The organism is Williamsia sp. Y853 (genome assembly GCF_056786495.1).
In genome coordinates, this window is record NZ_JBXCJC010000002.1 from 152,086 (window position 1) to 165,392 (window position 13,307).

The 13,307-nt window shown below is 61.7% G+C and carries 12 protein-coding genes; 4 read left to right on the forward strand and 8 right to left on the reverse strand.

Annotated elements, in window-relative coordinates; genetic code table 11:
- The first annotated feature begins 56 nt into the window (after positions 1–56).
- From AC1TPF_RS12690 to AC1TPF_RS12700, 3 genes are all read left to right on the forward strand, one after another.
- On the forward strand, positions 57–668 hold the full coding sequence (locus AC1TPF_RS12690; RefSeq protein ID WP_482138499.1) for a TetR/AcrR family transcriptional regulator: 612 nt from the start codon (positions 57–59) through the stop codon (positions 666–668).
- 64 nt (positions 669–732) lie between these two features.
- Positions 733–1,944 carry a thiolase family protein gene (locus AC1TPF_RS12695; RefSeq protein WP_482138497.1) on the forward strand — a complete coding sequence of 404 codons (1,212 nt, stop codon included), beginning with the start codon at positions 733–735 and terminating at the stop codon, positions 1,942–1,944.
- 14 nt (positions 1,945–1,958) lie between these two features.
- Positions 1,959–2,366, forward strand: a complete 408-nt coding sequence (locus tag AC1TPF_RS12700; protein ID WP_482138495.1) for a Zn-ribbon domain-containing OB-fold protein — start codon at positions 1,959–1,961, stop codon at positions 2,364–2,366.
- A gap of 25 nt (positions 2,367–2,391) precedes the next feature.
- On the opposite strand, the gene glpD is transcribed toward AC1TPF_RS12700, so the two are convergent.
- Entirely contained in the window at positions 2,392–4,137 is a 1,746-nt protein-coding gene (glpD, locus tag AC1TPF_RS12705) for a glycerol-3-phosphate dehydrogenase (RefSeq protein WP_482144245.1), read from the reverse strand.
- 142 nt (positions 4,138–4,279) lie between these two features.
- On the opposite strand from glpD, the gene glpK reads away from it, so the two are divergent.
- Positions 4,280–5,788 carry a glycerol kinase GlpK gene (gene glpK / locus AC1TPF_RS12710; protein WP_482138492.1) on the forward strand — a complete coding sequence of 503 codons (1,509 nt, stop codon included), beginning with the start codon at positions 4,280–4,282 and terminating at the stop codon, positions 5,786–5,788.
- A 39-nt stretch (positions 5,789–5,827) separates the two neighbouring features.
- Here the strand turns inward: glpK and AC1TPF_RS12715 are convergent, their stop codons facing one another.
- From AC1TPF_RS12715 to AC1TPF_RS12745, 7 genes are all read right to left on the reverse strand, one after another.
- On the reverse strand, positions 5,828–7,099 hold the full coding sequence (locus tag AC1TPF_RS12715) for a hypothetical protein (protein ID WP_482144247.1): 1,272 nt from the start codon (positions 7,097–7,099) through the stop codon (positions 5,828–5,830).
- Positions 7,100–7,193: 94 nt separating this feature from the next.
- Positions 7,194–7,826 carry a DUF3558 family protein gene (locus tag AC1TPF_RS12720; protein ID WP_482144249.1) on the reverse strand — a complete coding sequence of 211 codons (633 nt, stop codon included), beginning with the start codon at positions 7,824–7,826 and terminating at the stop codon, positions 7,194–7,196.
- Positions 7,827–7,830: 4 nt separating this feature from the next.
- A complete protein-coding gene (locus AC1TPF_RS12725) occupies positions 7,831–8,436 on the reverse strand; it encodes a DUF3558 family protein (protein ID WP_482144250.1) in 606 nt (201 codons plus the stop codon).
- On the reverse strand, positions 8,433–8,747 hold the full coding sequence (locus tag AC1TPF_RS12730; RefSeq protein WP_482144252.1) for a hypothetical protein: 315 nt from the start codon (positions 8,745–8,747) through the stop codon (positions 8,433–8,435). Before AC1TPF_RS12730 ends, AC1TPF_RS12725 begins: the two co-directional genes overlap by 4 nt.
- Positions 8,748–8,869: 122 nt before the next feature.
- Positions 8,870–10,414, reverse strand: coding sequence for an HNH endonuclease signature motif containing protein (locus AC1TPF_RS12735; RefSeq protein ID WP_482144254.1), 1,545 nt, complete (start codon positions 10,412–10,414; stop codon positions 8,870–8,872).
- Between the two features lie 79 nt (positions 10,415–10,493).
- On the reverse strand, positions 10,494–11,669 hold the full coding sequence (locus AC1TPF_RS12740; protein WP_482138482.1) for an aminotransferase-like domain-containing protein: 1,176 nt from the start codon (positions 11,667–11,669) through the stop codon (positions 10,494–10,496).
- Between the two features lie 145 nt (positions 11,670–11,814).
- A complete protein-coding gene (locus AC1TPF_RS12745) occupies positions 11,815–13,233 on the reverse strand; it encodes an NAD(P)H-quinone dehydrogenase (RefSeq protein ID WP_482144256.1) in 1,419 nt (472 codons plus the stop codon).
- Between the last annotated feature and the right edge of the window lie 74 nt (positions 13,234–13,307).

The window sequence follows — 13,307 nt, forward strand, 5'->3', positions numbered from 1 at the left end:
GCTATCACCGGATGGCTCACCCGGGTCGCGGCCCACATAGACAGAGGAACTCTTCCATGGCGCAACAGGCACCTTCCACTGCGGCGGCAACGCTCAGTTCGGAGCTGCCCGCCTGGCAGCAGGCCCGGCGGCTGAACATCATCAAGGCCGCCAACGCCGCACTCAAGGCCCAGGAGTACGAGCAGATCCAGATCCGCGACGTGGCGCAGGAAGCCGGAGTTGCATTGGGCACTCTCTACCGCTATTTCTCGTCCAAAGAACACCTCTACGCGGCGGTGCTGTTGGACTGGGCAGCGCCGGCTTACGCGCGGTCCGGTGACAACCTGTCGGAGCATCAGATCCGGGCCAAGATGAACGCGGTCATCTCGTCGTTCGAGCGTCGCCCGCACTTCTTCAAAGTCCACGTGATCCTGCAGTCGAGTTCGGATACCAACGCAAAAGCACTGCTCGGCGAGTTCTTCACCGTCTGCCAGCAGACTCTGGCCGGCGACTTCGCCCGGCTCGGCCCCGGTGCCGCCGCCGACGCCGCGATCATGTTGTGGTCGATCATCAACACCGCCCTCACCTCGGCGATCTACCACGACGGAACGATGGACGACGTCTACCGGCTGTGCAACCGATTCATGGACTTCCTGTTCGGCCCGGCCGAGCCAACGCTTGAAAACTAGATTCGGGTTCTAGTAGGTTGGTGGAAGACAATCTCTTCCACTTTCTCCACGCGCAGGAGCATCCATGGGTTTTCAGGGCGATGCGGCAATTGTCGGATATACGGAGTTGCCGCCGCAAAAGGTGTCCACCAGAACCCCGCGCTTCACACTTGAACAGTGGGCGACACTGTCGGCGTCGGCCATCGAAGACGCCGGCCTGACCGGCATCGCGATCGACGGGATCGTCACCTCGACCCTGCTCGAGTCCGAGATGTTCGTACCGTCCACCATTGCCGAGTATCTCGGCGCGAAGGTCAACTTTGCCGAGATCGTCGACCTCGGTGGAGCATCGGCATCCGCGATGGTCTGGCGCGCCGCCGCAGCGGTGGAACTCGGTATCTGCCAAGCGGTCCTGTGTGTTCTTCCGGCCGACTACGGCGTGCCGTACAACGAGAAGAAGCCGTTGCCGGAAAGTCTCACCGACATCCTGCTGTACGGGTCGTCGTCGAATCGCTACGGCTCGCCGCAGGCCGAGTTCGACATCCCGTTCGGCAATCTCGGACAGAACGGTCCGTATGGGCAGATCGCTCAGCTGTACCGCTCCGTATACGGATACGACGAGCGGGCGCTGGCGAAAATTGTTGTGGATCAACGGGTCAACGCCAACCACACCCCCGATGCGATCTTCTACGACAAGACCCTGACCATCGACGATGTGCTGGCCAGCCCGATGATCGCCGACCCGCTCCGCCGCCTCGAAATCGTGATGCCGTGCTCTGGTGGCGCCGCAGTGCTGGTCACCTCGGCGGCACTGGCGAAGAAGAGCAGGAATCGTCCGGTGTGGATCAAGGGTTTCGGCGAGCACGTCGCCTACAAGACGCCCAGCTATGCCGAAGACCTGCTGCAGACCCCGATCACGCAGGCGGCCGACTCCGCATTCACGATGAGCGGTCTCGAGCGCAGCGACATGGACATGGTCTCCATCTACGACTGCTACACCATCACGGTGTTGATGAGCCTGGAAGATGCGGGTTTCTGCGAAAAGGGCAAGGGCATGGAGTTCGTCAACTCGCATGACCTGACGTTCCGCGGCGACTTCCCCCTGAACACCGCGGGCGGCCAGCTCGGATTCGGGCAGGCCGGACTGGCAGGCGGCATGCACCACGTGTGCGACGCGACCCGCCAGATCATGGGCCGGGCCGGGGCCGCACAGGTCGACGACTGCAACCGCGCGTTCGTCTCCGGCAACGGTGGCGTGATGGGCGAACAGACCACACTTGTTCTCCAGGGCGACTAGAAAGCGATCACCTCATGACGTTCACCAAACCGATGCCGGTGAAAACGCCTGTGACCGCACCCTTCTGGGATGCGTTGGCAGAGCACAAGATCCGCATCCAATATTCACCGTCGCTGCAGCAGTACGTGTTCTATCCGCGTGTCCTGGCGCCCGGCACGCTCGCCGACGACCTCGAGTGGCGTGAGATCTCCGGCCTCGGGACGCTCTACACGTTCACCATCGCGCGCAAGCCGGTGTCGCCGCATTTCGCCGACTCGGTGCCGCAGCTTGTTGCCGTGGTGCAGTGGGACGAAGGTCCCCGACTGTCCACCGAGCTGGTCAACGTCGCACCGGAAGACATCACGGTGGGCATGCGGGTCAAGCCGGTGTTCTTCGACTACCCCGACGACGACGTCACGCTGCTGCGGTACGAGCCCGCCTGACCCGGCGCCTGCGGTTTTGACGGTGTCAGTCCGGAACCGGTACCGGCTCAAGCAGTTCGGCCCGCGATTCCGGAGCAGCCGCGCGTAGGGCATCGGCAGATCCGTCGTCAGGTTGACGCTGCGAGGCAACCTCGGCCACAACGCGGGCCAGGTAGGTTTCGACCTCGAACGCGGTCTGTTCGGCATCCCAGTCCAGCAGTGGCGCAGCCAGATCCGCCACCTCCGCTGCGCAATTCACACCGCGGTCGGGGTACTCGATCGCGATCCGGGTGCGACGCGCAAGGATGTCTTCGAGGTGCAGAGCCGCTTCACTGACGACGGCGTAGACAACCTCGACCCGCAGGTACTGCGGGGCGCCCGTCAGCGGTTCGAGCAGGCTTGCGTCCTTCTTGGCGTAGTCCAAGACCTCCTCGATCATCGAGCCGTAGCGATTGAGCAGGCGCCGAATACGGTACGGGTGCAGCCCATGTCGTTGTCCGAGCTGATCGCATTGATTGATCAGCGCGTGATAGCCGTCGGCTCCGAGCAGCGGCACCTTCTCGGTGATGGACGGCGCCACCCGGACCGGGATGAAGTCGGTGATGGCGTCCACCGCGTCAGAAGCCATCACCCGGTAGGTGGTGTATTTGCCGCCTGCGATCGCAACCAGACCCGGCGCGACCTCGGCAACAGCATGTTCGCGCGAGAGTTTCGACGTCTCGTCGCTTTCGCCGGCCAGGAGTGGGCGGAGGCCGGCATAGACGCCTTCGATGTCACCGTGCGTCAGTGGGGTCACCAGCACCTCGTTGACCCGTTCGAGGATGTAGTCGATGTCGGCGGCGGTCGCGGCCGGATGGGCCAGATCGAGGTTCCAGTCGGTGTCGGTGGTGCCGATGATCCAGTGGGTTTCCCACGGGATCACGAACAGCACCGATTTGGTCGTCCGGAGAATGATGGCCGATTCACTGACGATGCGATCACGCGGGACGACGATGTGCACACCTTTGGAGGCCCTGACCCGAAAGCGGCCGCGCTGCTTGGACAACGCCTGGATCTCGTCGGTCCAGACCCCGGCCGCATTGATCACGCAGTGACTGCGGATGTCGGCGGTCTCTCCGGTCTCGGTGTCCCGGACTCGGACACCACTGACTCGGTCGGCTTCGCGAAGGAAGCCGGTGACCTGGGTCGACGTCCGGATCACCGCGCCATAGTGGGCGGCAGAGCGCGCCACGGTCAAGGTGTGCCTGGCGTCGTCGACCACGGTGTCGTAGTAGGTGATCCCGCCGGTGAGCGAGTTCCGTTTCAGGGACGGAGCAATACGCAGCGCCCCCGAACGCGTCACATGGTGTTGTCCGGGAACCGATTTGGACCCGCCCAGCGAGTCGTAGAGAAATAGGCCCGCAGCAACGTAGGGACGCTCCCAGCCCCGGTGGGTCAGTGGGTAGAGGAACGGGAGGGGTTTGACGAGGTGCGGCGCCAGGGTGGTCAGGGAGAGTTCACGTTCGTGCAGCGCTTCGCGGACCAGACCGAACTCGAGTTGTTCGAGGTAGCGCAATCCGCCGTGGAACATCTTCGATGAGCGACTCGATGTGCCCGATGCGATGTCGCGGGCTTCGACCAGAGCCACCCGCAGACCGCGGGTTGCGGCGTCGAGCGCAGTTCCGGCCCCGACGATGCCGCCGCCGACGACAACAACGTCGAACTGTTCGGTCGAGAGGCGCTGCCAGGCGTTTTCCCGGTAGCGGGGACCGAGGTCTGCAGGCCGATCCGGATCGAAAGTTGCTGTGCTCATCGCGATCTCCCATTCAGCTGGGCGGATACTCTTGTGCCAAGGTTACCCGCTGGTAACTATTCGGCCACTCCAGTCCGCTTCGGTGACACGTCGATGGTCCACACAGCGGACTCTACGGGCAGTTCATGGAACACTCGGGGACGTGAGCAACACCACGGGGTACGTAGCCGCGGTCGACCAGGGCACAACGTCGACGCGTTGCATGATTTTCGACCATTCCGGACGTGTCGTGAGTTCGGAACAAGTCGAGCACAGGCAGATCTTCCCGCAGTCCGGGTGGGTCGAGCACGATGCCGTGGAGATCTGGCGGCATACGCGCCGCGTGGTGGCCGCTGCGATGGCATCGGAAGATCTCGAGACCGCCGACATCGTCGCGCTGGGAATCACCAATCAGCGTGAGACCACCGTGGTCTGGGATCGGTCGACGGGACGGCCCGTCTACAACGCCATCGTGTGGCAGGACACGCGCACCGCTGCACTGTGCGAGGAACTGGCCGGCGACCACGGCGCGGGCAGGTATCAGCAGCGAACCGGACTCCCGTTGTCCACCTACTTCTCCGGGCCGAAGATCCGGTGGATTCTGGACAACGTCGACGGCGTCCGAGAACGCGCCGAGGCCGGCGAATTGTGCTTCGGCACAATGGATACCTGGCTCATCTGGAACATGACCGGCGGCCCGAGCGGCGGACAGCATCTGACCGATGTCACCAACGCCTCTCGGACCATGCTGATGGATCTCGAAACACTTGCCTGGGATGAGCAGATCTGCAACGAGATGCGTATCCCGATGAGTCTGCTGCCCGAAATTCGCAGTTCGTCGGAGGTGTATTGCCATGTCCGCGAGCGGGGTCCGCTCGCCGACGTACCCATCGCCGGCATCCTCGGCGATCAACAGGCAGCCACGTTCGGGCAGGCCTGCCTGTCGGTCGGCGAAGCCAAGAACACCTACGGCACAGGTAATTTCCTGCTGCTCAACACCGGCGAAGAAGTGGTGCACAGCAACCATGGACTGCTGACGACTGTCTGCTACCAGATCGGCGACAACAAACCCGTCTACGCTCTGGAGGGGTCGATCGCGGTGACCGGATCCCTGATCCAGTGGCTGCGAGACAATCTTGGGTTGATCAACACTGCAGGAGATATCGAAGAGGTCGCTCAGACCGTCGATGACAACGGCGGCGTCTATTTTGTGCCGGCCTTTTCAGGTTTGTTCGCTCCGCGCTGGCGACCCGATGCGCGTGGCGTGATCGTTGGCCTGACGCGCTTTGTCAACAAGGGCCATATCGCGCGAGCAGCGTTGGAGGCCACCGCTTTTCAGACGCGGGAGGTGATCGAGGCGATGCAAGCAGATTCGGGTGTCACGTTGTCGACCCTGAAGGTGGACGGTGGCATGGTCGTCAATGAGCTGCTCATGCAGTTTCAGGCCGACATCCTCGGCGTTCCGGTGGTCCGGCCGGTTATCAACGAAACCACAGCATTGGGTGCCGCCTACGCGGCCGGGCTCGCGGTGGGCTATTGGGACAGCGAACAAGAGATTCGCGACAACTGGGCAAAGGACAAGTCCTGGGAGCCCGCAATGCCCGTCGATGATCGGGATGAGCGCTTCGCCGAATGGAACACCGCCGTCGAACGAAGCTACGACCTGGCCTGAGCGAGCGCGGCCACGAAGAGCGAGCGGCAGCGAAGTGCGCTATTGCTGCTTGTCGTCTGGGTCCTTGCCACCGGGCGCGTCCGGCGCTGAGTTCTCGTCGGTCGGGCCGAGGTCCAGGACGCGAGCCCAATCGCCGAGGACGGGCGGTCCCACCAACGGCAGGCGCCCGACAATCTCTTCCCCATTTTCCCGGGTGTGCAGGTACGACGGCGCGCGATGTTCGCCATCCTTGTCCTTCCCGGCTCCGCGGCCTCCAGCGGGCGACCCTGTAGGACTTCCACCCCGGGAGCCGGCTGACGGTGTCGCCCCGGCCGATTGATTGGCGCCGGTTGTCGGTGTCACCAGCGATGCGGGCATCCGACGTCCGAGCGGGCTCGCTTCCGAACCAGCGCCTCCGACGCCGCCACCTGCCCCGCCGCCGGAGCGACCTCCGCCCGAACCACCGCTTCCCGAGCCGCTACCGGACGCCCCACCGCGGGCACTGTTCAACGCTGCGGCCGCCGTCAGGCCGCCCGCGCCACCGGCTATCGGTGCGCCAAAAGCGCCATTGAGCGGGCCCGGTGTGGATCCGCCTCCGCTTGTGCCAGATGCGTCGCCGCCGCTTCCGAGGGTGAAGGGCGTGTCATCGGCTTGGCCTCCCACATAGGCGGACTGCTCAGCGCTGGGCCCGCTCGGGCCGCCTGGCCCGTCGGGGCCGTTTGCGCCATTTGCGCCGGCTCCCGCGAGCAACGCCGGACTGGTGTCCCCTGATCCGCTACCGGAGCCAGCTCCGCCCAGGGCTTCGACGACGTTTTGTTCAAATCCCGCACCGAGCTGCGGTAGCGGGGCGGCGTCGTATTCGGGCAGTGAGCCATTCGCGCCGATGACCGGGTTGCTGTACGAATCCGTCATCGTCTTGGCGATCAGGGCGCGGTGCACCGCCCGCTCCATATTGTTGTTGCCGCCGCCATCGCCGAATGTGGTGTCAAGGTCCGCAACGTTGCCCTGAGTTTGCGAGAGGATCCCCGCGATAGCTGAAATCTGGTCCGCAATCTGGAGCCCGACTGCCGCCGAGCTATCCGTGTGCCGGATACCGGCAACAGTCGCGCGGTGCGATCCAGTGACGGTTTCACCGCTGAACTCGCCTTCCGGATACAACTTTGGAAGGGCCGCTTCATAGACCGCCGCAGCTGCCTGAATTCGACTCGCAATCAGCCTGATCGCCTCAGCATCGGCCTCCGCCGAGCTCGGCTGCATACTCGCGCACACCCGACGCATCTCATCGAGCGCATGGCTGACCCAGTCCGTCGGATCAATCGACTTTGGCGCCACGCTCTCCCCCGATCTCCCTCACAGCACTCCCCAGCACTGACTGCCGAAGTTTAGAGCACCGAGTTCGGTGGCGCTGTCACAGCTACGAAGCAAGTCATTCCGGAATCTTGTCTATGTATGCACGCGTAAAATCTTCAACCAAGTCACAAGCGTCTATACCCTTTGACGAAACGTCCGTCAGTACGTTCGTAACCACTCCTGCACCAGAAGACTGCACATAGGTAGAACACAGCTGACTGTTCGCATAGTCGACCGTAAAGATCCCAACCCTCCGACCATTGACATCTAGATCCCGCTTCCAATTCACTTCTGAAACTCCGGACCGATAAGAGTCCAGTGACGCCGAGTTGGTCACCACCTGGCCTAAATTGAATCGGCCTGACATATGCCAGTTGCACCCACGCGTTCCTTGACCATCAACAAGAGCAGCGTCCTCACGCTGCAGTGGATCCACATCAAACCTGATCAGTTCGCCATCGGAATATGCAACGCACGGTTCGAAACTCGTACCGTCGTTCGACGGATTCCAACGATTTGGGAACTTGTCCTCAAAAGGCAGCGGCACCGGTTCACCAGCATCCACAACACTTGGCGCCATGGATGCAACGCTGTCCCCAATCGGCATAGTCGAGGAATCAACTACCTCGCACGCCGACAAGGCGCCCGCGGCGGCAAACACCAGAACATACGGCAGCATTGCCCTGAAACCTGAAACTGACACCGCCATCGCATCAGCCTGGAATTTTGCCTATGTAGGCTGTTGTGAAATCAATTGCTATTCGGCATGGGTCGTATTTCGAACCCGCCTCCAGCTCACTGGCGATCAAAACATCCGTGACAACAATTGCTCCGTACGATTGAACGTAGGTCGCGCAGGTCGTTTTATCCTCATCTATCCCGGCTAAACCCACAACGCGACCATCAACCAATAGGTCGGGCCTCCAGTCGAGCTCCGGCTTGCCCTTCTTGTACAGCTCCAGCGAAACAGCATTCGTAACTAGGCTGCTAAGTGCGAACTTGTTCGGCATATACCAGCCACACCCTCGGATTCCCTGCCCATCAACCAATGCTGCATCCTCGACCACGGCGGGATCCACATCAAACCGCAGCAACTCTTGATCCGAGAATGCCACGCACGGTTCAAAAGGCGTCCCGTCGTTAGACGAGTTACGACGATTCGGAAACGGGCTATCGAACGGCAACACAATTTCGTCTGTCAAGGCAGGTTCGATGCTGCTTGACATCGAACGTGGCACCGCCACAGATTTATCGCTGTCCACCTGGCAAGCCGAAGTACACACGACAACCGCAATCAAGAAGCCGAGGTGAACCCTCACTGGGGAAACCGTTGGTACGCCGTCTCATCGGCTGATGTCAGAACAGATTTCGACGAACGGCACTGGGATGCGACGCTCTTGAGGTAGCTCGCCTCCGACGAGATGGCCTCCGAGAACGACCCCGACTCACCACGAAGCAGCGACTGTAGATTTGCCGTCGTAGCCTCGCCTTCCGCACAAGCGCCCGCCCAATTGGAAACGACAACGCGTACCAGTTTCGACCGCTCTGCTTCCAAGGCCTCCGCAAACACCTCGGCAGCCTTTGCTACGGCTTCCCACTGTTCATCGGTGAACTGCACTTCGTCGGACATGTCCCCTCCTCGCATAGATCTCCCACCTGAGGTACGACGTTAGCCGGTGGCAATCGGTTCCAACCAGCATTGAACTCGACACCTGGACCAGCACCATGCCGCGGGACCCAGTGCTCGTTCAGCTATTCACCCTGGCCAGGGTCTTCAGCCACCGGATCGGGTTGGACCTCAGGTTCGCCGCCGGTCCGTTCCGCCAACTTGTCAGCCAACACCGCCTGCCGGTCGGCAAGAACCTTCTTCCAGGCCGCCGCGAAGGTTTCGTTGACATGCTGAGCACGGTTAACCCGCGGTTTTCTTTCCGGATCCACCGACGCTGGTGGTATCCAACCGACCCTGCCCTTGTCAGGACCCTCGGTGATCATCACCGTCTGCCACTGACCCGGACCATCGCCCACCAACTTGTGGTGCGGCGGGCACGCCGATCCCATCAGATCGATGTCGGTCAGACCACCATTGATCCAGGCAATCAGATGATGGATCTCCACCCAGGTCGCCGGGTTCGTGCAACCGGGGTGTGAACAGCCTCGATCTCGGGCGAACAACGCCAACCGCTGACCCTTCTGCGCGGTGCGTTTGGCCCGGGCGAAATACAGAACCTCGGCGCTGTGGCTAGCGAACACCGCCAAGTATTTGTCCGAACGCGCAGCCAGGTGCAGGGCCTCTTTGACCGGAATATCCACCCCCGAGGCGGTCTTGGCGATCCCCGCGCAATCCTCGAGCTGCTGTTTGGTCATCGTGATGATCAGCTGCGCCGGTAAACCCCGATGGGACTTGCCGAGCAGGTTGCACTCCAAAATCGTTTTCAAGATCGCCTTCAAAGCGTCGTGGCGCTGCTGGCCCATCGAGCGGGTATCACGCTCAGCCGCAGCCTTCATCAACTCCGGATCCTGTTTCGGATCATCGCTGGCACCGGACGGCGAGTTCGGATCGGCCGGATTATTCATGCCAGGTGCAGCCCAGACATCCATCACCGTCGTGAACAACGCCAACGTTTCCGGATCCAGCGTGCCGGAGATTTTCGCCATCAAGTCCACACCCTGATCACCCAAACTCACCGAACGTTTACGCGCCCGATCCGAATCATCGGTCAACCGACCATCGGGATCGACCCGGGCCAGCACCTGACGGCCCGCCGCCGCCAACTGAGTCGGATCCTGGCCAACAGCCTCTTCGGTCATCCAATAATCAACCACGTCGTACACCGCCGAATCCGACGCTGACGGGATGTGTTTGCGCACATCCAACATCACATCCATATGCGCTGCGCCGATCAGTCCTTGGGACCAGGCATGTTCGGCGGCAGGGCATTTCGGTGCCAGCTCTTCACCCTGCATCGTATGGAATCGGCCGACTGCTTCCAGACCGCGGATCCTGGACATGGTTTGGCCTTTGGTCAACCGCAACTCGCTACGGGTGAAACCAAACAGCGACGAATATCCGGCATCGGTGAACGATGACCGGTTCGAGACCCACAGCAGGTGCCGCAACCCGGTGAACTCGAGCTTGCGGACGATCCGTTCATGCACCCGCACAAGCTCATTGACTTCCGCATCAGCCATATCAGAATCAGCGCAGTCCGCGATGTCGGCAACCAGTAGCTCCAACTCGAGGTATTTGCGCACCAACACCGGAACCGAAGAAGGATCAATCGAGGAATCGTCAGTCATCATGCCCCCCAAGACATCTGATCGAACGCTTTCAATCAGTTTACCTCAAAGGGCCTCGCAAGTAGAACGTATATTCGAACTAATTCGACGAATTTTCCACAGCGCCAGCCAATCTCCGAACTGCTTCGTCCAACCCTTCAGGTCCTAGAGTGCAGAAGCTCAGCCGCAGGCAATCACTGATATCTTCTTCCACGCCAAAGGCCGCCCCCGGCACAAATGCCACGCCGGCATCCACCGCGTCCGTCAGTAACCGCGACGTATCGACGCCAGGCATCCGAACCCAACAGAACATGCCGCCCTCGGGCTCAGAGAACTGAACCTTCTCCCCCAACTCACGACGCAGCGCGCCAGTCAAAGTGGTTGCACGCAGGCGATATTCGGACTGCACGTGGGAAATATGCGCATCCAGCCACGCTTCGTCATCGAGCAACTCCGCAACCATCAATTGACTGAAGGTCGACCCGCACAGATCCGCACCTTGACGAAGCAGCTCCACCATTGCAATCACCTCAGGCGGGCCGCTCATCCATCCGACGCGCAGCGCAGGTGCCAGAATCTTCGATGCCGAACCAAGCCGGACAACTCGATCACCGTGCGCCGCAATCGGTTCGATATCGAAACCGGAGAACCGCAACCGCCCATACGGATCGTCTTCGACGACGATGAATCCATAGTGATCGGCCAACTGTGCCAGTTCGATCCGAGTCTGCGCCGTGGCCGTCACCCCGGCAGGATTGTGGAAGTTGCTGACGGTATGCACTATCCGCGGTCGCTCGCCGGCTTCGAGCAACTCACGCAGTGCCCCGACATCACATCCAGAAGCGGTGATCGGCAACGCACGCACCCGTGCACGCACCGACTGAAAGACCTGCAGCGCGCCCACATACACCGGGTCATCGACCACCACGAGGTCATCGGGATTCACGAGGGCATGCGCCAACAGAAACAGTGCCTGTTGCGAACCGTGAGTCAGCAGGACCCGACCTGGATCATCGGCACCGACATACCGCGCCACCGCCTCGCGGCATGGGTACACCCCTGCGCTCACGGTGTATTGCAACGAGGCCGGGTCAGCGCTGATGCGTGCAGCCGACTCCGAGATTCGCGCCGCAGGAATCAATTCGGTGGCGGGCAGTCCGCCCGCGAGACTCAGCACATCGGGCTGTTCGGTCAGCTTCAGCAGATCACGGATCGCTGATCCGCGAACATTCGCCAACGCGTGTGATGGTGCGTAAGGACTTCCAACAACAGACATGGCAATCACTCTCCACAGCAGCAGGTATCAATAATGCGTGGTGATGAGAGTGGTCACCGAATAAGGCGCGCCAGTGTGAGTCGCAAAACCCAGGTTAGCGCGCCTTAATCGAAATATGAAATGCAATTCCCAAAATATGGGACAGTTAGTCCAGATCGTCGTGACGGACCAGCTGACGAGCAGCCTCGGTGATCGATCCGGACAGCGACGGGTAGACCGAGAACGTCTGTGCCAGATCGCCGACCATCAGCTTGTTCTGCACTGCGAGCGCGATCGGCAAGATCAGCTCAGATGCATTGGGTGCCACCACAACTCCACCGATCACAACACCGGTTGCCGGACGGCAGAAGATCTTCACGAAGCCACGCCGCAACCCACTCATCTTTGCGCGCGCGTTTGTCGCCAGCGGCAACATCACCGTCCGGGCCGGGTACTCGCCGGAGTCGATGGCCTGCTGGCTGACACCGACGGTGGCGATCTCGGGCCGCGTGAAGATCGCCGACGCAACGGTCTTGAGACGGATCGGCGACACACCTTCACCCAGCGAGTGGTACATCGCGATTCGGCCCTGCATGGCAGCCACGGATGCCAGCGGCAGCAGCCCGGTGCAGTCACCGGCGGCGTAGATACCGGGCACTGCGGTCCGCGACACCCGGTCGACGTTCAGGTAGCCACCACGGCCGAGCTCCAGGCCGACATTCTCCAGTCCGAGATCGTCTGTGTTCGGAACCGATCCGACAGTCATCAGGCAATGAGAGCCCTCAACGGTGCGCCCATCGGCAAGGGTGACTTTCACGCCATCGGCGGTGCGTTCGACTTTGTCGGCCCGCGCGTGTTTCACCAGCGTGACGCCGCGCTCGGCCAACACGTCCTCGAGGACAAGCGCTGCGTCTTCATCCTCGTGGGGCAGGACCCGGTCGCGACTCGAAACCAGCGTCACCGGAACACCGAGCTCGGTGTAGGCGTGCACGAACTCCGCACCGGTGACACCTGAACCGATGACAATCAGGTGCTCGGGGAATTCATCGAGGTCGTACATCTGGCGCCAGGTGAGGATCCGCTCACCGTCAGGCTTGGCGTCAGGAAGAACTCGGGGCGACGCGCCGGTTGCGATCAACACCACATCGGCGTCCAGAATCTCTTCGGTTTCGTCACTGCCATCGGGCCCGAACGGCGTGGCGAGAATCTTGTGTCGGGCAAATCCGACCTCGGGCACAGCGAGTCGGCCACGGCCGTGAACGATCCGGACACCCTCGCTCAGGAGCCGCGAGCGGATGTCGGACGACTGGGCGAAGGCGAGATCCTTGACGCGCTCGTGGATCTGCGGCAACGACACGAGCGCACCGTCATATTGCAGGTTGATTCCCAGGTCAACGGCGCGACGGACGTCCGTTCTGATCCCGGTCGAGGCGATGAATGTCTTCGACGGCACGCAGTCCCACAGGACGCAGGCACCGCCCATGCCGTCACTGTCGACAATAGTGATGTCAGCACCGTAGGTGGCGGCGGCAAGTGCCGCTTCGTAGCCGGCGGGTCCTCCACCGAGGATCACGATTTTGGTCATTTCAGGTCAACTCCCAGGGATGTCGGATGGGCCTGCCGGCGGGGTGGCGCCACTTGAGAATCTAGTCGATCGCC

Excerpts from the sequence above, each read along its gene's own strand:
- AC1TPF_RS12690 (WP_482138499.1), top strand. The coding sequence starts at position 57 with ATGGCGCAACAGGCACCTTCCACTGCGGCGGCAACGCTCAGTTCGGAG.
- AC1TPF_RS12695 (WP_482138497.1), top strand. The coding sequence starts at position 733 with ATGGGTTTTCAGGGCGATGCGGCAATTGTCGGATATACGGAGTTGCCG.
- AC1TPF_RS12700 (WP_482138495.1), top strand. The coding sequence starts at position 1,959 with ATGACGTTCACCAAACCGATGCCGGTGAAAACGCCTGTGACCGCACCC.
- glpD (WP_482144245.1), bottom strand. The coding sequence starts at position 4,137 with ATGAGCACAGCAACTTTCGATCCGGATCGGCCTGCAGACCTCGGTCCC.
- AC1TPF_RS12720 (WP_482144249.1), bottom strand. The coding sequence starts at position 7,826 with ATGGCGGTGTCAGTTTCAGGTTTCAGGGCAATGCTGCCGTATGTTCTG.
- AC1TPF_RS12730 (WP_482144252.1), bottom strand. The coding sequence starts at position 8,747 with ATGTCCGACGAAGTGCAGTTCACCGATGAACAGTGGGAAGCCGTAGCA.
- AC1TPF_RS12735 (WP_482144254.1), bottom strand. The coding sequence starts at position 10,414 with ATGACTGACGATTCCTCGATTGATCCTTCTTCGGTTCCGGTGTTGGTG.
- AC1TPF_RS12740 (WP_482138482.1), bottom strand. The coding sequence starts at position 11,669 with ATGTCTGTTGTTGGAAGTCCTTACGCACCATCACACGCGTTGGCGAAT.
- AC1TPF_RS12745 (WP_482144256.1), bottom strand. The coding sequence starts at position 13,233 with ATGACCAAAATCGTGATCCTCGGTGGAGGACCCGCCGGCTACGAAGCG.